Raw genomic sequence first — 18,075 nt, 5'->3', positions numbered from 1 at the left:
GGGTCAGCGGGTGCGGACCGCGGATGCAGAGGGGGAGCACATGGGGCGGGTGGTGGCGATCGGGCTCGACTCGGGGTCGCGGACGCTCGTCGACGTGCTCGCCCGCCAAGGGGTGCTGCCGGAGCTCGGCCGGTTGCGGCCCCGGGCCGCGCGGTACTCGTTGCGCAGCGGTCCCGCCCACCGCCACGGCATGCTGTGGCCGCAGTTCGTCACGGGCCGTGCGGCGCGCTTCGACGGCGACTGGCTCCGCCTGACCTTCGACCGCGACACCTATGAGGTGTTCCAGGAGCCAGCGCGTGATCGCACGGGCGGGTCGCCACCGTTCTGGGACCGCGCCGGCGCGCGCACGGTCGTGTTCGACGTCCCCCGCACGACGTGCGGCGGACCCGGCGTCCAGGTGACGGCGTGGGGTGGCCACGCGCCGTTGTACCCGCGCGCCGCGAACCCCCCGGGGCTGCTCGACGAGGTGGACGCCCGCTTCGGCGTCCACCCCGCGTTCGGCAACGACTACGGCTGCGGCTGGCACGACGAGCGGCGCGTCGAGCGGCTGACGGGCGCGCTCGTGGAGGGCGCGCGACGACGCGCGCGCATCGCGCTGCACCTCCAGGAGCGGTTCCCGTCCGAGTTGTTCGTCACCGTGATGTCCGAGACGCACTCGCTGTCGGAGTTCGCCTGGCACGGTGTCGACGACGCGCACCCGCTCGCGCACGAGCGCGGCGCGCACGCGGCCCGCCAGCTGACGCGCGTCTATCGGGCGATCGATCGCGCGATCGGCGAGCTGGTCGCGCACGCCCACGACGCGCACGTCGTCGTGTTCTCGCTCGACGGTATGCGTGCCGGTCACGGCGATCTCGCATCGATCGTGCTGTTGCCCGAGTTGATGCACCGGCTGGCGTTCGGGCGTGGCCTGCTGCGGGATCCGGACCACGAGTCGTGGAGGCGCGCCGGCTACCCGGTCGTCGTGCCGCGACGCGCTCGTCCCTGGCGGCTGACGATGGACGAGTACCTCGTGGACCGGCCCCGAGCCGGCTTCGGCGCGGCGGTGAAGCGTCATCCGCTGTACCACGCGGCACGCGTCGGCGCACCGGCGCGAACCCTGCTCTCGCGGGTGAAGCACGTCCCGCACGGTGTCCTGGGGCTTCCGATACCGCGCGAGTGGCATGACGAGACCGGCGGCGTCCTGCCGCGCGAATCGACGCGCGAGATGCTGTTCATCGGCCACTACCAGCCCTACTGGGAGCACATGCGCGCGTTCGCGCTGCCCACGTTCGGCGACGGCTACGTGCGCGTCAATCTCGCCGGCCGCGACCGGCACGGCGTCGTCGCCCGCGACGAGTTCGGGCGCGCGTGCGCGGAGGTCGAGACGATGCTCGCCGCGATCCGCAATCCGCGCACGGGTCACGCGGCCGTGCTCGACGTCGAGCGTGTCGACGGAGGTCCGTACGACCCCGCCGTCGATCGCTACGCGGATCTCGTGGTGCGCTGGTCGGAGCCGATCGACGCGTTCGAGCACCCCGACGTCGGGATCGTTGGGCCTTTCCCGCTGCACCGGACGGGCACGCACGCCGACGGCGGGTTCGCGTGGATCGCGGGTCCTGGCGTCGCGCCTGGCGACCACGGTGAGGCGTCGGTGCTCGACCTCCCGCCCACGATCCTCGGCCTGCTCCGCCGGCCGGTGCCCGCGGACGTCGTCGGCTCGCCGCTCGCCGGTACGCGCGCGCCGGCGGGCGCGGCGCGCGTCCCGTCGGTCAGCGGGACAGGGCGATGATGCGCTCGGCGACGAGGACCGCGAGGTCGGGCGGCGTCGCCGGTCGGGGAGGAGTCGTCGGGCGGCTCATGGCCCCTCGATCGGCGTCACTCGGAACGTCGTGAGCCGACCTCCGCAAGATCATCCCCGGATCAACCGGCCCGCCCGGGCCCTCGTCCGACGACGTGATCTCAGGCGCCGAGGCCGAGCATCGTGCGGAAGTCCTCGGTCGTGTTCACGTGCGGGAACGGCTCGTCGGGAACGGGCACGTGCAACGCGTCGCAGATCGGTTCCCACCCGTCGCCGGGCTGCCATTCCATCAGGCGGTCCGGCGGGACCGCCTCGCGCACGCGCTCGTTGTGGGCGGTGTACGCGCGCTTCGCCGCGTCCTCGTCGTCCCACTCGGGCGTGAACCGTGCGCGGAACACCGCGTCGATCATGGCGAGCTGGGCGGCCGCGACCGGATCGGGCGGGACGGGCCGGCGCATCACCTCGAAGATCGTGTTGTCCGCGCTGCGCCACCAGCCGTCGGCGTCGCGCGTCGACAGCAGCACGATCGCGTCAGGGTTCGCGGTTGCGAGCTCCGACCAGAACGACGCGGCGGGCCAGTCGACCGTCGCGCCGTACCCCGACGGGAACGCGTCCCAGTCCGGCGGTACGCCGTCGGCCGCGCCGTGCCACACCTCGATGTCCTCGGGGCGGCCGAACACCTCGATCATGTGGTAGCAGGGCTCGCCGAGGAGCCGCTCGAGCGCGAACTTCAGCGAGTTCGTCCCCGTCCGACCCAGACCGGCCCCGACGACGCGCAGCGCCACCTCGCACCCCCTGCCTCGACGGCTGCGAGCGGGGAGCCTCCCACAGTTCCCGGCCGCTCGCCGCCGCACGCCGGGCATAAGAACAAGTAGTACCTTGTTCTTTGCTCCACCCGGCGAAGACGGGACCAAGGCAAGGCGGGCAGAAGGCAAGGAGGGCGACATGGCAGGCTCCGATCGCACCCGACCGGTCGCGGTGATCACCGGTGGCTCCCAGGGCCTCGGCCTCGCGCTGGCAGACGCGCTCGCCGATCGGGGGTGGGCGCTCGTCGTCGACGCCCGCCGTTCCGACCGGCTCGACGCCGTAGTCGGGCAGCTCGCGACGCGCACCGCGGTCGTCGGCGTCGCGGGTGACGTCACCGATCCCGGCCACCGTGCCGCGCTCGTCGACGCGGCCACCCACCTCGGCGACGTGCGCGTCCTCGTCAACAACGCGAGCACGCTCGGCCAGAGCCCGCTTCCCGCGTTGAGCGACGTCGACGCGTCGGTGCTGCGGCGCGTGTACGACGTGAACGTCGTCGCTCCGATCGCGCTCGTGCACGATCTCGGTGACGCGCTCCGCGCCGGGGCCGCCGTGGTCAACATCACGTCCGATGCCGCGGTCGAGGCGTACGAGGGTTGGGGTGCGTACGGGTCGTCGAAGGCGGCGCTCGAGCACGCGAGTCGCGTGCTCACCGTCGAACGTCCCGACCTGCGCGTGCTCGTCGTCGATCCCGGCGACATGCGCACCGAGATGCACCAGGACGCGTTCCCGGGCGAGGACATCGGTGACCGTCCGCTCCCCGAGGTCAGCGTTCCCGGCATCGTCGCGCTCATCGAGGGCGAGCAGCCGAGCGGACGGTACGAGGCGCGCGCGGTCGCGCGGTCGTTGGAGACGGTCCGATGACGCCGGTCGCCGGCGCCCCCGCGGTCGCGTCGCTGCGGTTCACGCTCGATCCCGCGCACGAGGCCCACGAACCGCCGGAGGCGCGCGGCATCACACGCGACGCGGTGCGCCTCCTGGTGTCGGACGGCGACGCACCTCCGGTGCACACCTACTTCGCGAACCTCGCGTCGTACCTCCACGCGGGTGACGTGCTCGTCGTGAACACGTCGGCGACGATCCCGGCCGCGCTCGACGCGCGGCTCCCGGGCGGCGATCCGGTCGTCGTACACCTGTCGACCGAGATGCCGGGCGGTGTGTGGCTCGTCGAGGTGCGCCAACCCGATGCCGGCGCGACCGTCCCGTTGCGGCTCGACGCGGCCGTCGACGTCGCGCTCCTTGGGGGAGGCGACGCCCACCTGCTCGCTCGCTTCGACGGCTCGACGCGGCTGTGGCTCGCCGAGCTGCGCATCGGCGCTCCGGTGCTGGAGTACGTCAGCCGTCACGGTCGCGCGATCCGGTACGCGCACGTGGAGCGGGACTGGCCGATCAGCTCGTACCAGACCGCCTTCGCGCTCGAGCCCGGGAGCGCGGAGATGCCGAGCGCGAGCCGGCCGTTCACGGACCGGCTGGTCGCCGACCTCGTCCGGCGGGGCGTGCTCATCACGCCGCTGGTGCTGCACACGGGAGTGTCGTCGCTCGAAGGCGGGGAACGGCCGTATCCCGAGCGTTACCGCGTGCCCGGGACGACCGCTGACGTGATCAACGCGGCGCACGCGCGCGGCGGTCGCGTCGTCGCGGGCGGCACGACGGTCGTGCGCGCGCTCGCGACCGTGACCGACGAGCAGGGCACGGTGCACCCCGGGCACGGGTGGACCGACGTCGTCGTCACGCCCGACTCCGCGCTCCCGTCGATCGACGGCCTGCTGACGGGATGGCACGAGCCCGAGGCGTCGCACCTCTGGATGCTGCAGGCGATCGCGCCGGCGCACGTCCTCGACGACGCGTATGCCGCCGCGCTCGAACATGGTTACCTGTGGCACGAGTTCGGCGACAGCCACCTCCTGCTGCGTGCACGACGATGACGCCCAAGACGACCAGCCCGTCCTCGCGAACGTCTCCGACGCTGCCCGGCGGGCGTCGCGCCGTGCTGTACGCCGTGCGGCGCCGCGGCGAGGCGACCGCCGAGCAGGTCGCGGAGCAGCTCGGGATGACAGTGAGCGGCGCGCGCCAGCACCTGAGCGCGCTCGTGCGCGACGGCCTGGTCGCCGCGAACGACACCGGACCCCGTGAAGGCGCGCGCGGTCGCCGCGCGTTGCTGTACGCCACCACACCCGCCGCCGACGCGCTGTTCCCGAAGGCGTACGGCGAGCTCACCAACGAGCTCCTCGGCTATCTCTCCGACCGCGATCCGGCGATGGTCGACGGCCTGTTCGAGCGGCGACGCGAGCACCGCATCGAGAACGCCCGCGCCCGCCTCGCGAAGAAGCGCGGGCTCGCTGCGAAGGTCGCCGAGCTGACCGCGATCCTCGACGCCGACGGCTACCTCGCGACCTGGGAGAAGGCGGGCGCGGACCTCTATCGGGTCATCGAGCACAACTGCGCGATCTGGGCCGTCGCCCAGCGGTACGGGCAGGCGTGCACGAGCGAGATCGACTTCATCCGCGCCGTGCTGCCGGAAGCGGAGGTCGAGCGCGTCAAGCACATGGTGGCCGGCGCGCCGCACTGCGCGTACGAGATCCGGCGGCGCACGCGGGCACGCGCCACCGGCTGATCGGCTCGCGCCGACTGCCGGCACCGGCATCGCGCGGTTCGTCGTGGGCCGTGCACACCGCGGCGCACACGACTCACACGTCACCCTGAAGCGGCGCGATGAGTTCGCGACCGCGGGGCCGTCGTATCCGACGATGGGACTCCTCGTAGACTCGACGGTCATGCCCGCTCGCTCCGACGCCGCCACCCGCGAGATCGGCTTCGACGATCTCGAGCCGTACCGCCGGGAGCTGACCGGCTACTGCTACCGGATGCTCGGCTCGGGGTTCGAGGCCGACGACGCCGTCCAGGAGACGCTGGTGCGCGCGTGGCGCGCCATCGACGGCTTCGAGGGCCGGTCCACGGTCCGGTCGTGGCTGTACCGGATCGCGACGAACGTGTGTCTCGACATGCTGCGCGGCCGCCAGCGCCGCGCCCGGCCGATGGAGATCGGCCCCGCGTCGACGACGGACGCGTTCGACGGCGCGCGGCTTCCCGAGCACTCCTGGGTCGGCCCGATCGCGGACGACCGCGTGCTGGACCTCGACGACGATCCTGCCGAGGTCATGGCACAGCGCGAGACGATCCGCCTCGCGTTCGTCGCCGCGCTGCAGCATCTGCCGGCCCGCCAGCGCGCGGTGCTGATCCTGCGCGAGGTGTTGCGCTGGCAGGCGAGCGAGGTCGCGGAGCTGCTCGACACGAGCGTCGCGTCCGTCAACAGCGCGCTCCAGCGCGCCCGCGCCACCCTCGCGAACCACGACGCCGAGACGTCGCCGTCCGACCTCGTCGACGTCCAGCAGCGAGAGCTGCTGGCGCGTTACGTCGACGCCTTCGAGCGCTACGACGTCGAGCGACTTGTCACGCTGCTGCACGAGGACGCCGTCCAGTCGATGCCGCCGTACGTGCTCTGGCTGCAGGGTGCGGACGAGATCGGCCGCTGGCTGCTCGGCCCGGGCAGCGGCTGCGCCGGGTCGAAGCTCGTCCCGATCGTCGCCAACGGTTGCGCCGCGTTCGGCCAGTACCGCTCCGACGGCAAGGGTGGGCACACGCCCTGGTCGATCGTCCTCGTCGAGACGACCGGCGAGCGCATCACCGCGTTGCACAACTTCGTCGACGACCCGTCGCTCTTCGCGGCGTTCGGTCTGCCGCCGACCCTGTAGCGGCCGGTCGTCAGCGCTCCGCGTCGGTCAGGACGTCCGCGAGGCCTGCGAGCGTGATGAGCTCACGCAGGTCGTCGCAGACGTCGCGGAGCCGCAGGTCGCATCCGAGCGCGAGCGCGTGCAGGCGCAGGCGCGCGACCTCGTCCACGAGCGAGAGATCGATCGGTGCCACGCGGCAGAGCTCCCAGCGCGTCAGCTCCGCCCCGTCGCGCGTCATGACGACGGTCGCGAAGCGTGTCGGTTGGTACACGCAGCTACGACGACGGCCGCATCCGGGAATCATCGAGTCGTGGCGGAGCGGCGCGAACGGCGCGGCCGAATCGGTCATGCTCGGGACATGACGGACGTCGTGCACGGCGACCTGCTCGCGCGGATCGAGACCATCCCGGCCGGTGACGGGGCCGCCGACGAACGGCGCCGGCAGGTCGACGAGCTCGTCGAGTGGTCCCACGGTGACCGGGTCCCGCTCGAGCGGCTCGCCGACCGCTACCTCGCGCGTCTCTACCAGGACTCGGACGACTTCCGGGCGACCGAGGCACTGCGCGTGGTCAACGCCGCGCTCGCGCGGATCCCGCAGCCCGAGCGGCTGTTCGCCTGGCAGGGCCGGGAGCGCAGGCGGCGGGCGCCGCGACGCCGCTCGCGGCGGTAGCCTGATCCGCTATCCGACCGACCGTCGGTCGACGGGAGCCGTGGAGGGTCGCGGTCCAGGAGCGAGCCGGTGAGCAGGCGGGCCGAGCAGAGCCGTACGACGCGCGAGCACCTCGTCGAGGTCGCGACGGGCCTGTTCGCGGCCAGGGGCTACGAGGGCACGTCGATCGAGGCCGTCCTCGAGGAGGCCGGCGTCAGCCGCGGCGCGCTGTACCACCACTTCAAGGGCAAGGACGCGCTGTTCGACGCCGTACTCGCGAGCGTCGAGCTGCGCATCGCCGAGGAGACGCTCGCGGCCGTCGCGGACGTGACCGATCCCGCACACCCGGATCCCGTCGCGGGGCTGCGGGCCGGGTCGCTCGCGTGGATCCGTCTCGCCGGCGATCCCGTCGTCCGCCGCATCGTCCTGATCGACGCGCCCGCGGTGCTCGGCTGGGAGCGGTGGCGCGAGATCGAGGAGGAGAACGCGCTCGGCGGCGTGAAGGCGGTCATGCAGACGGCGGCCGACGCCGGGCTCGTCCCGGCCGAGCTCGCCGACCTCTTCGCGCACATGCTCCTCGCGAGCGTGAACGAGCTCGCGCTCGTCGTCGCGCGCTCGGACGACCGTGCGGCCGCCCAGGACACGGCGGAGAAGGCGGTCGACGCGCTGCTCGCGCGCCTGCTGCGCGGATGACGGTGTGTCACGGGTACCGGGCATGATGCACGGGTGAACCTGACGGGAACCGGTGTGTGGTCGCACGAGCTGCGCTACGGCGACCCGGGCGCGATCGCCGAGGCGGTCGAGGAGCTCGAGTCCGTCGGGTACAGCGCGGCGTGGATCCCCGACGTCGGCGGCGACGTCTTCACGTCGCTCGACCGCCTGCTCGCGTCGACGTCGACGTTGACGGTGGCGACCGGCATCCTCAACATCTGGATGCACACACCGGCCGACGTCGGCGCGTGGCACCGCGGGCTCGACGACGACCGGCGGTCCCGGTTGCTGCTCGGGCTCGGTGTGAGCCACGGTCCGTTGATCGACGCGCAGCCGGGCATGTCGTGGACGCGACCGGTCGCGACGATGCGCGCGTACCTCGACGGGCTCGACGACCACGGCGTCGCACCCGATGAGCGCTGCCTTGCCGCGCTCGGGCCTCGCATGTTGGAGCTCGCGCGTGACCGGTCGCTCGGTGCCCACCCGTACCTCGTCACGCCCGAGCACACGGGGTTCGCGCGTTCGATCCTCGGCGAGGATGCGAGGCTGCTCGTCGAGCAGGGAGTCGTGCTCGAGCGTGACGCAGGACCCGCGCGCGAGATCGCACGGCAGGCCCTCGAGGTCTACTGCAACCTGCCGAACTACGTGAACAACTGGAAGCGTCTCGGCTTCAGCGACGACGACGTCGACTCCCGCAGCGACCGCCTCGTCGACGCGCTGGTGGCATGGGGGGACGACGACGCGATCGCGGCGCGCGTTCGTGAGCACCGTGACGCGGGCGCGGACCACGTCTGCATCCAGGTGTTGCGCGCGGCGGGATCCGGGATGCCGCTCGACGCGTGGCGCGCGCTCGCACCCGCGGTCACGTGACGATCAGCGCGTGACGCGGAACCGTTGCCGTCCTCGTGCTCCTTCGACGTGCCAGAGTCCGCTCGATGCCTTGGTCACCGGATCCTGACGCGTTGCGCGGGCGCGTCGCGGTCGTCGCCGGTGCGACGCGGGGCGCGGGCCGCGGGATCGCGGCCGCGCTCGGGGAAGCGGGTGCGACCGTCGTCTGCACCGGCCGTACGACGCGGACCCGCCGCTCGGAGTACGACCGGCCCGAGACGATCGAGGAGACCGCGGACCTGGTGACCGCGCTCGGCGGCGTCGGGATCGCGATCCCGGTCGATCACCTCGACCGCGCGCGGGTGGCGGCGCTCGCGGAGCGGATCCGCGCCGAGCGCGGACACGTCGACGTCCTGGTGAACGACATCTGGGGTGCCGAGCGTCTCAAGGGCGGTCCCGCCGAGTGGAACACGCCCATCTGGGAGCACGACCTCGACACCGGGCTGCGCATCCTGCGCCTGGGCGTCGAGACACACCTCGTCACGTCGCATCATCTCTTGCCGCTGGTGATCGACGCGCCCGGTGGGTTGGTGGTCGAGATCACGGACGGCACGACGGAGTACAACGCGTCGAACTACCGCATCTCGGTGTTCTACGACCTCGCCAAGGTCGCGGTGAACCGGCTCGCGTTCTCGCAGGGCCACGAGCTCGCGCCCTTCGGCGGTGCTGCGGTCGCCGTCACGCCCGGCTGGTTGCGGTCGGAGATGATGCTCGAAGGCTTCGGCGTCACCGAGGAGACCTGGCGCGACGCGCTCCGCGCCGATCGCGGGGGCCTTCGGCCGACGGCGCCGCCCGGGTTCGCCGCGTCCGAGTCACCGCGTTACGTCGGGCGGGGGATCGCGGCGCTGGCCGCGGATCCGGACCGCGCCAGATGGAACCAGCGGTCCGTCACCGCGGCGGACCTGGCCCGGGAGTACGGCTTCACGGACGTCGACGGGACGCAGCCCGACGCGTGGCGCGACCTCTGAAGCCTGGGCGCGCTACTTGCCCTTCGCGTTGAGCGCCACCGCTTCTCGGACGAGAGCCTTCAGCGCACGTGCGTCGATCTTGTCCGCTTCCTTGATGTCGATCGCCCGCCTGACCTTGCCCTGGAGACTGGAGTTGAACAGCCCCGACGGATCCTTCAGCGTCGCTCCCTTGAAGAACGTGAGCTTGACGACGTTCTTGTAGGTCTCGCCGGTGCAGATCCCGCCGTTGTGCGACCAGACCGGCGTACCGGGACTGGTGGCCTTGGCCCACTTCCACTCTTCGACGACGTCGGGGTCGGCGTCCTTGATGATCGCTCGCACCGCGCCGAGCGTCTCACCCCGCCAGTCGCCGAGCTCCCTGATCCGCTTGTCGATGAGCTTGGAAGCGTCGGTCTTCGGGTCGGCCATCGAGCAACACCTCACGTCGTGGAGCGGGTGACGGGAATCGAACCCGCGTTCTCAGCTTGGGAAGCTGATGTTCTGCCTCTGAACTACACCCGCGAGACAGCCGCGAACCCTAGCAACCGGCCCGTCGCGGCTTCGCGGCGCGCGTGAGCGCACCGCGTAGGCTCCGAGCCCGTGATCCTGTCGGACCGGACGATCAAGGAAGAGCTCGCGGCCGGCCGCGTCGTCATCGAGCCGCTCGCCGAGGGGTCGGTGCAGCCCAGCTCGGTGGACCTGCACGTCGACCGCTACTTCCGTGTGTTCCGCAACGACACGACGCCGTTCATCGACCCGAAGGAACCGCAGGAGGACCTGACCGAGCTCGTCGAGGTCCCCGACGGCCGCACGTTCATCCTCCATCCCAGCGAGTTCGTGCTCGGCTCGACGCTCGAACGCGTCGCGCTGCCCGACGACCTCGTCGCGCGCCTCGAGGGCAAGTCGAGCCTCGGCCGTCTCGGCCTCCTCATCCACAGCACCGCAGGATTCGTCGACGCAGGCTGGGACGGGCACCTGACCCTCGAGCTGTCGAACGTCGCCAACCTCCCGATCGCGATCTACCCGGGCATGAAGATCGGGCAGATCTCGTTCCTGCGCATGACGACGCCCGCCGACAGTCCGTACGGGTCGAAGCAGACGGGCTCGAAGTACCAGGGCCAGCGCGGTCCGACGCCGAGTCGCTACTACCTCAACTTCCCGCGTGGCGCGGGCTGAGGGCGGCGCCGCACGCTGCGCCTGGGCGGGCAGCGACCCGCTCATGGTCGCCTACCACGACGACGAGTGGGGCGTCCCACACCACGACGATCGCGCGCTGTTCGAGCTGCTCGTGCTGGAGGGCGCGCAGGCCGGGCTGTCGTGGTCGACCATCCTGCGCAAGCGCGCCGGGTACCGCGACGCGTTCGCCGACTTCGACGTCGTGCGAATCGCGCGCTTCGGCGACGACGACCGCGCCCGCCTGCTGTCCGACGCGCGCATCGTGCGCAACCGTCAGAAGATCGACGCCGCGATCACGAACGCGCGTGCCACGCTCGCGCTGCGCGACGAGACCGGCGACACGCTCGACGCCTACCTGTGGTCGTTCGTCGACGGCGCACCGATCGTGAACCGTCCACGCGACGAGCGTGACGTCCCGGCGGTCAGCGACATCTCGACGCGCCTGAGCAAGGACCTGCGCGCCCGCGGCTTCAAGTTCGTCGGCCCGACGATCGTCTACGCGTTCATGCAGGCGGCGGGTCTCGTCGACGACCACGTCGCCCGCTGCTTCAAGTCGCCCACCGTTCCGTGAAGCGTCATGCACATGGTGTGTGCATGACGCTTCACAAAAGGAACTCGTGGGCTCAGTCCTGACGCAGCAGGAAGGCCACGTTGTCGCCGAACAGGCCCGGCTCGCTCGTCGCGTCGACGTTCCCGTGCCCGAGCGCGCCGTACTCGTCGAGCGCGTGGTCGGTGCCCTCGGAGTGCGGCCAGTCGCTGCAGCACATGAACACGTCGCCGGCGGCGCGCGCGAGGTGGTGCGGCTGCTCGTACGAGAACGCGGCGATGCGCACCTGGCGGCGCACGTACTCGCTCGGTGCCATCTCGAGCTCGGCGTGCTCGCTGCCCGCGAGCCGCGACGTGAACCGGTAGCCGCCGTCCATGAACTGGAAGAACATCGGTACCCACACCGCGGCGAGCTCCATCACGCCGACGCGGAGGTCGGGATGGCGTGCAAGCACGCCGTTGAGCGCGAGGTCGGCGAGCGCGAGCGCGGGCGCGGCCCAGATGAACACCGACGTCAGCAGGAGGTTGTTCGGATCGGGGTCGCTCTCGTTCTCGTACCACGGCTCGGGGAACGGCCGGACGCTGCTCGCGATGTGGAACACCGGTGTGACGCCGTGGTCGGCGAACGCGGCCCACGCGCGGTCGAGATCGGGGTGCGACAGCGGCCGGCCGTCGACGAGGCCGGGCGGGATCATCGCGACGCGGATGCCGGCGCGTGACAGCGTGTCGAGCTGATCCTCGAGCCACGCGACGTCGCGCAACGTCAGGTGCGCGACGGGATGCAATCGCCCCTTCCCCTCGTGCGCGACGGTCGCGCACCAGCGGTTCCACGCGCCGAGGTTGACGAGCGTCGCGTGGAGGTCGCGCGCGAGCGCGTGCTCCCACACGAGCCCGTAGTTGGGGAAGAGCACCGCTGCGTCGAACCCGAGCGCGTCCACACGGTCGCGGCGAGCAACCGGGTCCCAGTAGTCACGGGGCAGGACGTCGTCGTAGTGGTGCTCCGGCGGGAGCCCGGCTCGCGCCCGGGCCTGCTGGCGCCCGACGTCGTCCGGATCACCCGGGGTCGTGACGTGCGCGAGCGAGATCCGCTCGCCCCGCCAGCTGACCCACGCGTTGCCGACCTCGTCGTCGACGATCGCCAGCGCGTCGTCGCGGTCCGCCGGGTCGGCGTGGTCACGCCACAGCGACCGCGACTCGAACAGGTGCTGATCGGCATCGATGATCGCCATGACGCGATTGTGCCCACAGCTGACACGCGTGTCACCCGGCTGCGGGTGCGGATCGCGTTGCGCGACTGGTCGTGGTGTTGGCAGGGGAGCGGCGAGCCTGCGAGCGCGACCGGAGGCGCAGCTCAGATCCCGGGCTGGAACGAGGGCGTCTCCGGGACGCTGCTCGGCGTGGCGACCGCCGCCGTGCCGTCACCTCGCTCGATCGCGTCGACGAGGATCTCGGCGATGTCCTGCACCTTGACGTCCTCGTCCGCGCTCTTGCCCTTCACGCCGTCGTCGAACATCACGTAGCAGAACGGGCACGCCACCGCGATCCGCTGCGCACCGGTGGCGAGCGCCTCCTCCGTGCGCTCGTCGTTGACCTTCTTGCCGATGCGCTCCTCCATCCACATGCGCGCACCGCCCGCGCCGCAGCACATCCCGCGCGTGCCGTTGCGCGGCATCTCGACGACGTCGATCCCCCCGAGCGAGCCGATGACCTTGCGCGGCGCGAGGTACACGTCGTTGTGCCGTCCCAGATAGCACGAGTCGTGGTACGTGACGCGCTCGTCGAGCGACGCGCCTGCGAGCGACAGCCGGCCCGTCTCGATGAGCTGCATCAGCAGCTGCGAGTGGTGGACGACCTCGTAGTCGCCGCCAAGCTGCGGGTACTCGTTCTTGAGCGTGTTGAAGCAGTGCGGGCACTGGGTGATGATCTTGCGCACGCCGAGCCCGTTCAGGGTCTCGACGTTCTGCATGGCGAGCATCTGGAAGATGTACTCGTTGCCCGATCGACGGGCCGGGTCACCGGTGCACAGCTCGCTCGGCCCGAGGATCGCGAAGTCGATCCCGGCCCGCTGCAGCAGGGTCGCGATCGCGCGGCTGGCCTTCTTGTTGCGGTCGTCGAAGCTGCCCGCGCACCCGACCCAGTACAGGTACTCGTGGTCGAGGGTGCCCGTCGGCTCGATGATGTCGACGCCGTCGAGACTCGCGGCCCAGTCGGCGCGGTCACCCTGGTTCATGCCGTAGACGTTGGAGCTGTTCTCCATCGAGCGGTAGGTGTTCCCGAGCTCGGTGGGGAAGTCGCTCTCCATCAGCGACTTGTACCGGCGCATGTCGAGGATCTTGTCGAGGATCTCGATGTTCACCGGGCAGATCTCGTCGCACGCCTTGCACGACGTGCACGCCCACAGCTCCTCGCTCGAGACGCGCTCGAACAACGAGTCCGCGGTGACGGTGATCTCGGGGACCGTACCGACGGGGGGTGACACCGCAGGCGTCCCCGTCGCCGCCATGACCTCGCCGACCTTCAACACGATCTCGCGGGGGTCGAGCGGCTTCCCGGTCTTGTGCGCGGGGCACACCGACGTGCACCGCCCGCAGATCGTGCACGCGTCGGTGTCGAACAGCTGCTTCCAGGTGAAGTCCTCGACGGTCGACGCGCCGAACGTCTCGAGCTCCGTCTCCATGAGGTTCGGCATGGGCTTCATCGCGCCCTTGGGCCGCTCACGGTCGCGCAGGTACATGTTCATCGGCGACGTGATCATGTGACGCAGCTTCGTCGTGGGCAGCACCAGCAGGAACCCGAGGAACAGCACGAAGTGCGCGCCCCACAACCACCGGTGCAGGTCGCTCAGCGTGTGCGCGTTCCATCCCGAGAACCAGCCCGAGATCGGGTAGCCGACGAGTGACCAGCGCTCGAAGCCGGGACGGCCGACGAGCGCGATCCGGAACGCCTCGACGAAGAAGCCGGTCACACCGATGAGCAGGAACGTGCCGAGGATGAACGCGTCCTCGGGCTTGGTCTTGATCCGGATGCGGTACGGCCGGATGACGTAGCGCCGCACGATCGCCCAGCCGATCCCGACGACGAACGCGACCCCCGCGAGGTCGGACACCGAGGAGTACGCCATGTAGGTATGGCCGTGGAGGAACTTCCACGAGCTCGGGAGCTGATGGTCGATCTCGAGGATCACCGTGGCCATGAACAGCCCGATGAAGCCGAAGTAGATGAGCGAGTGCATCACGCCCGCGGACGGGTCGCGCAGCAGGGTGCGCATCCAGACGCCCGCGCGGAAGTCCTCCATCCGCTGCTTGACGTTGCTTCGCCGCGTCCGCCGGTCGTCGGGTTGGCCCCGCTCGTAGTTCTGCACGCGCAGCGAGACGAGCCACGCGACGACGAACAGCATGATCGCGACCGCGAAGTAGAAGGCGACCTCGACCGGCCCCGGGATGTCGCCGAACACCCGGCGGGCGACGCGCGAGTGGTCCTCCCAGTGGGTCAGGTTCGGTACCAGTCCGGACGCGAGCGCGCCGAGCGCGGCGAGCACGCCGATCCACAGCACGACCTGATGGGGCTTGGGCCTCCGCACGCGCCGCCTCCGCACACTGTCCCGCTCCGGGAGCGCGAAAAGCTACCGCGGGGTCACCTCGCCATCCCGGTTCGACGCGGGCCCGATGCGCGGGCCCGATGCGCCTACTGGACGCTCTTGGCGTCGTACTCGCGCAGGCGATGGGCGAGGCCCGCGAGGAGCTTGCGCGAGAAGCCGGGGACCTCGTCGATGATCCCCGCGAACTCGCGCTGGCCGAGCACGACGACCTCCATCGGCGTCTCCGCGACGACCGTCGCGTTGCGGGGTGCCCGGTCGAGCAGGGCGAGCTCGCCGAAGGCGTCCCCGGGTCCGAGCGTCGCGACCTTGCGACCCTTGCGGGTGACCTTGGCGGTGCCGTCGACGATCACGAAGAACTCGGAGCCGGGCGCGCCCTCGCTCACGAGGACCTTGCCCGCGTTGACCTTCACGTCCTCGGCCCGCCGGGCGACGAGGCCGAGCTCCTTGCGGGACAGGGCGGAGAACAGGGACACCTGACGAAGGTGGTCCAGGAACACATCGCCTCGGGGCATGGCGGGAAATCTACCGACGGGGTGCCGCCTTGTCTCGGGGCATTCCGGCGCAGGTCGGGCCGGGCGGGAATGCGGCAGCGAGCAGCGAAGTTGACAGCACTGCACTCAAAGTTCTAGCGTGCGGCGCAGGCAACGCGGTCCCACGGGACCGGTGCGCCGCACCTTCCCCGAATCTCAGCCAACCAGATCTCACCCAACCACACGGAGGCAACCCCCATGCCCAAGGCCGTCGGCATCGACCTCGGCACCACCAACTCCGTCGTCTCGGTGCTCGAGGCGGGCGAGCCGGTGGTGATCCCCAACGCCGAGGGTTCCCGCACGACACCGTCCGTCGTCGCCTTCTCGAAGACCGGCGAGGTGCTGGTCGGCGAGGTGGCGAAGCGCCAGGCCATCACGAACCCCGATCGCACGGTCCGCTCGGTCAAGCGCCACATGGGCACGAGCTGGACGATCGACGTCGACGGCAAGGCGTACCGGGCCCAGGAGATCTCGGCCCGCATCCTGCAGAAGCTGAAGCGGGACGCGGAGTCGTACCTGGGCGACACCGTCAGCCAGGCGGTCATCACCGTTCCCGCGTACTTCGACGACGCGCAGCGCCAGGCCACCAAGGAGGCCGGCGAGATCGCGGGCCTCGAGGTGCTGCGCATCATCAACGAGCCGACCGCGGCGTCGCTCGCGTACGGGCTCGACAAGGAGAACGACCAGACGATCCTCGTGTTCGACCTCGGCGGCGGCACGTTCGACGTGTCCGTGCTCGAGATCGGCGAGGGCGTGTTCGAGGTCAAGTCGACCGCCGGCAACACCCACCTCGGCGGTGACGACTGGGACCAGCGCGTCATCGACTGGATGGTGACCGAGTTCAAGAACGCGCACGGCGTCGACCTGTCGGCGGACCGGATGGCGACGCAGCGTCTGAAGGAGGCCGCGGAGAAGGCGAAGATCGAGCTGTCCTCGCTCGCGGAGACGTCGATCAACCTGCCGTTCATCACCGCGACGAGCGACGGCCCGCTGCACCTCGAGCTCAGCCTGTCGCGCGCCAAGTTCCAGGAGCTGACGGCCGACCTGCTCGAGGCGTGCCGCGGTCCCTTCGAGCAGGCGATCCGCGACGCGGGGCTGAGCAAGGGCCACATCAATCACGTCGTGCTCGTCGGCGGCTCGACGCGCATGCCCGCCGTCCAGGAGCTCGTGCGCGAGCTGTCCGGTGGCGAGCCCGAGAAGGGTGTCAACCCGGACGAGGCCGTCGCGGTCGGCGCCGCGATCCAGGCCGGTGTCCTCAAGGGCGACGTGAAGGACATCCTCCTGCTCGACGTCACGCCGCTGTCCCTCGGCATCGAGACCAAGGGCCAGATCATGACGAAGCTCATCGAGCGCAACACGACGATCCCGACCAAGCGCTCCGAGGTCTTCACGACCGCGGAGGACAACCAGCCCAGCGTCGAGATCAAGGTGCTGCAGGGCGAGAGTGACATGGCGTACCGGAACAAGCTGCTCGGCACGTTCCAGCTCGTCGGCATCCCGCCCGCACCGCGTGGTGTCCCGCAGATCGAGGTGACGTTCGACATCGACGCGAACGGCATCGTGAACGTGTCCGCCAAGGATCTCGGCACGGGCCGCGAGCAGGCGATGACCATCACGGGCGGTACCGCGCTCGGCAAGGACGAGATCGACCGCATGGTCCGCGAGGCCGAGGCACATGCCGAGGAGGACCGGAAGCGGCGTGAGGAGGCCGAGACGCGCAACGCGGCCGACTCGCTCGTCTTCCAGACCGAGAAGCTGCTCAACGAGCAGGGCGACAAGGTCCAGCCCGAGGAACGCACCAAGATCGAGGACGCGCTCAAGGCGCTGAAGGACGCGCTGGCCGGTCCGGACGTCGAGGCCGTCCGCCGTGCCCACGAGGGCCTGATCACTGCGAGCCAGGAGTTCGCGCAGCGGCTGTACGCGGCCGCGCAGCAGGCCCAGGCGGGCGCGGGCGGACCCGGACCCGAGGGCGGGCCGACCACCGGCGCACCCGGCGGCGCGGGCCCGTCGTCCGACGACGAGGTCGCCGACGCGGAGATCGTCGACGACGAGCGGAGCGCGTGACGATGGACGGCAACGACGACGTCCGTCACGAGACGGGTGCGGCGGAGGACGCCGCACCCGTCGCCGCGGACGAGGAAGCGCGTGACGCGCGCGAAGAGGAAGCCGTGACGCTCGAACTCGACGAGCTGTCGCGCGCGCGTGCGGAGCGCGACGAGTACCTCGAGCTCGCGCGGCGCGTGCAGGCGGAGTTCGAGAACTACCGCAAGCGCATCACGCGCGAGCAGACGGCGTTGATCGAGCGTGCGACCGAGCGGCTCGTCGAGGAGCTGCTGCCCGTGCTCGACGCGTTCGAGCTCGCGCTGCTCAACCTCGAGGGCGACGAGCGCGTCCAGAAGGGCGTCGAGCTGGTCTACGCGGAGCTGCTCGGCGTGCTCGAGCGCAACGGGTTGAAGCGCATCGGCGAGCCGGGCGAGGAGTTCGACCCCAACGAGCACGAAGCGGTGATGCAGGAAGAGCGCGCTGCGGGTGCCGACGAGGGGCCGCCCGTGGTCGCGGACGTCATGCGCGCGGGCTACCGCGTGAAGGGACGCGTCCTGCGTCCCGCGATGGTGAAGGTCGCGAGGTGAGCGAGCGAGCCGCTAGGCGAGCGGAAGCGTGGCCCCGGGAGCGGCGAGCGTCTGCGAGCCGGGTATCCCGCGCGAGCAGCGAGCGCGA

General features: G+C 71.0%; 19 protein-coding genes and 1 tRNA gene. 13 read left to right on the top strand and 7 right to left on the bottom strand.

Annotation, left to right across the window (positions count from 1 at the left end; all coding sequences use genetic code 11):
• The first annotated feature begins 40 nt into the window (after positions 1–40).
• Positions 41–1,768: a hypothetical protein gene (locus tag VFC33_17380; protein HZR15012.1), complete on the top strand. Its 1,728-nt coding sequence runs from the start codon at positions 41–43 to the stop codon at positions 1,766–1,768.
• Between the two features lie 170 nt (positions 1,769–1,938).
• Here the strand turns inward: VFC33_17380 and VFC33_17375 are convergent, their stop codons facing one another.
• Positions 1,939–2,562 carry a sulfotransferase gene (locus tag VFC33_17375; GenBank protein ID HZR15011.1) on the bottom strand — a complete coding sequence of 208 codons (624 nt, stop codon included), beginning with the start codon at positions 2,560–2,562 and terminating at the stop codon, positions 1,939–1,941.
• Positions 2,563–2,722: 160 nt separating this feature from the next.
• On the opposite strand from VFC33_17375, the gene VFC33_17370 reads away from it, so the two are divergent.
• The 4 genes from VFC33_17370 to VFC33_17355 all read left to right on the top strand — a co-directional run bounded on the left by VFC33_17370 (position 2,723) and on the right by VFC33_17355 (position 6,333).
• Positions 2,723–3,445, top strand: coding sequence for an SDR family oxidoreductase (locus VFC33_17370; protein HZR15010.1), 723 nt, complete (start codon positions 2,723–2,725; stop codon positions 3,443–3,445).
• The gene (locus tag VFC33_17365; protein ID HZR15009.1) at positions 3,442–4,506 is read left to right on the top strand and encodes an S-adenosylmethionine:tRNA ribosyltransferase-isomerase; all 1,065 of its coding nucleotides are present in this window, start codon (positions 3,442–3,444) and stop codon (positions 4,504–4,506) included. The genes VFC33_17370 and VFC33_17365 overlap by 4 nt, the downstream gene beginning before the upstream one ends.
• A 62-nt stretch (positions 4,507–4,568) precedes the next feature.
• Positions 4,569–5,195, top strand: a complete 627-nt coding sequence (locus VFC33_17360; protein ID HZR15008.1) for a helix-turn-helix domain-containing protein — start codon at positions 4,569–4,571, stop codon at positions 5,193–5,195.
• A gap of 160 nt (positions 5,196–5,355) precedes the next feature.
• Entirely contained in the window at positions 5,356–6,333 is a 978-nt protein-coding gene (locus VFC33_17355; GenBank protein ID HZR15007.1) for a sigma-70 family RNA polymerase sigma factor, read from the top strand.
• A gap of 10 nt (positions 6,334–6,343) precedes the next feature.
• On the opposite strand, the gene VFC33_17350 is transcribed toward VFC33_17355, so the two are convergent.
• Positions 6,344–6,661 (bottom strand): hypothetical protein, encoded by a 318-nt coding sequence (locus tag VFC33_17350; protein ID HZR15006.1) that lies wholly within the window; start codon positions 6,659–6,661, stop codon positions 6,344–6,346.
• Positions 6,662–6,670: 9 nt separating this feature from the next.
• Between VFC33_17350 and VFC33_17345 the strand changes: the two genes are divergently transcribed.
• From VFC33_17345 to VFC33_17330, 4 genes are all read left to right on the top strand, one after another.
• A complete protein-coding gene (locus VFC33_17345) occupies positions 6,671–6,982 on the top strand; it encodes a hypothetical protein (protein ID HZR15005.1) in 312 nt (103 codons plus the stop codon).
• A 69-nt stretch (positions 6,983–7,051) separates the two neighbouring features.
• Positions 7,052–7,654, top strand: coding sequence for a TetR/AcrR family transcriptional regulator (locus VFC33_17340; GenBank protein ID HZR15004.1), 603 nt, complete (start codon positions 7,052–7,054; stop codon positions 7,652–7,654).
• Between the two features lie 33 nt (positions 7,655–7,687).
• Complete coding sequence (locus tag VFC33_17335; GenBank protein HZR15003.1) at positions 7,688–8,542, top strand: LLM class F420-dependent oxidoreductase; 855 nt, start codon at positions 7,688–7,690, stop codon at positions 8,540–8,542.
• A gap of 65 nt (positions 8,543–8,607) precedes the next feature.
• Positions 8,608–9,528 (top strand): SDR family oxidoreductase, encoded by a 921-nt coding sequence (locus VFC33_17330; protein ID HZR15002.1) that lies wholly within the window; start codon positions 8,608–8,610, stop codon positions 9,526–9,528.
• 12 nt (positions 9,529–9,540) lie between these two features.
• On the opposite strand, the gene VFC33_17325 is transcribed toward VFC33_17330, so the two are convergent.
• Positions 9,541–9,936 (bottom strand): DUF1801 domain-containing protein, encoded by a 396-nt coding sequence (locus VFC33_17325; GenBank protein ID HZR15001.1) that lies wholly within the window; start codon positions 9,934–9,936, stop codon positions 9,541–9,543.
• Between the two features lie 19 nt (positions 9,937–9,955).
• A tRNA-Gly gene (locus VFC33_17320) sits at positions 9,956–10,029 on the bottom strand.
• A 78-nt stretch (positions 10,030–10,107) separates the two neighbouring features.
• Here VFC33_17320 and dcd point away from each other — a divergent pair.
• Both dcd and VFC33_17310 read left to right on the top strand, forming a co-directional pair.
• Positions 10,108–10,683 carry a dCTP deaminase gene (gene dcd, locus VFC33_17315; GenBank protein HZR15000.1) on the top strand — a complete coding sequence of 192 codons (576 nt, stop codon included), beginning with the start codon at positions 10,108–10,110 and terminating at the stop codon, positions 10,681–10,683.
• The gene (locus VFC33_17310; protein ID HZR14999.1) at positions 10,670–11,254 is read left to right on the top strand and encodes a DNA-3-methyladenine glycosylase I; all 585 of its coding nucleotides are present in this window, start codon (positions 10,670–10,672) and stop codon (positions 11,252–11,254) included. The genes dcd and VFC33_17310 overlap by 14 nt, the downstream gene beginning before the upstream one ends.
• Before the next feature lie 52 nt (positions 11,255–11,306).
• Here the strand turns inward: VFC33_17310 and VFC33_17305 are convergent, their stop codons facing one another.
• The 3 genes from VFC33_17305 to VFC33_17295 all read right to left on the bottom strand — a co-directional run bounded on the left by VFC33_17305 (position 11,307) and on the right by VFC33_17295 (position 15,339).
• Positions 11,307–12,458: a hypothetical protein gene (locus VFC33_17305; GenBank protein HZR14998.1), complete on the bottom strand. Its 1,152-nt coding sequence runs from the start codon at positions 12,456–12,458 to the stop codon at positions 11,307–11,309.
• A 122-nt stretch (positions 12,459–12,580) separates the two neighbouring features.
• On the bottom strand, positions 12,581–14,809 hold the full coding sequence (locus VFC33_17300) for a 4Fe-4S dicluster domain-containing protein (GenBank protein HZR14997.1): 2,229 nt from the start codon (positions 14,807–14,809) through the stop codon (positions 12,581–12,583).
• 104 nt (positions 14,810–14,913) lie between these two features.
• Positions 14,914–15,339: a cyclic nucleotide-binding domain-containing protein gene (locus VFC33_17295; protein ID HZR14996.1), complete on the bottom strand. Its 426-nt coding sequence runs from the start codon at positions 15,337–15,339 to the stop codon at positions 14,914–14,916.
• Between the two features lie 216 nt (positions 15,340–15,555).
• On the opposite strand from VFC33_17295, the gene dnaK reads away from it, so the two are divergent.
• Complete coding sequence (dnaK, locus tag VFC33_17290; protein HZR14995.1) at positions 15,556–17,421, top strand: molecular chaperone DnaK; 1,866 nt, start codon at positions 15,556–15,558, stop codon at positions 17,419–17,421.
• 2 nt (positions 17,422–17,423) lie between these two features.
• The gene (locus tag VFC33_17285; GenBank protein ID HZR14994.1) at positions 17,424–17,987 is read left to right on the top strand and encodes a nucleotide exchange factor GrpE; all 564 of its coding nucleotides are present in this window, start codon (positions 17,424–17,426) and stop codon (positions 17,985–17,987) included.
• Positions 17,988–18,075 lie beyond the last annotated feature (88 nt).

The organism is Acidimicrobiia bacterium, from assembly GCA_035651955.1.
GTDB lineage: Bacteria > Actinomycetota > Acidimicrobiia > IMCC26256 > JAMXLJ01 > JAMXLJ01.
The sequence above is the reverse complement of the archived record's forward strand: the minus strand, read 5'-3'. Positions and strand labels throughout refer to the sequence as shown.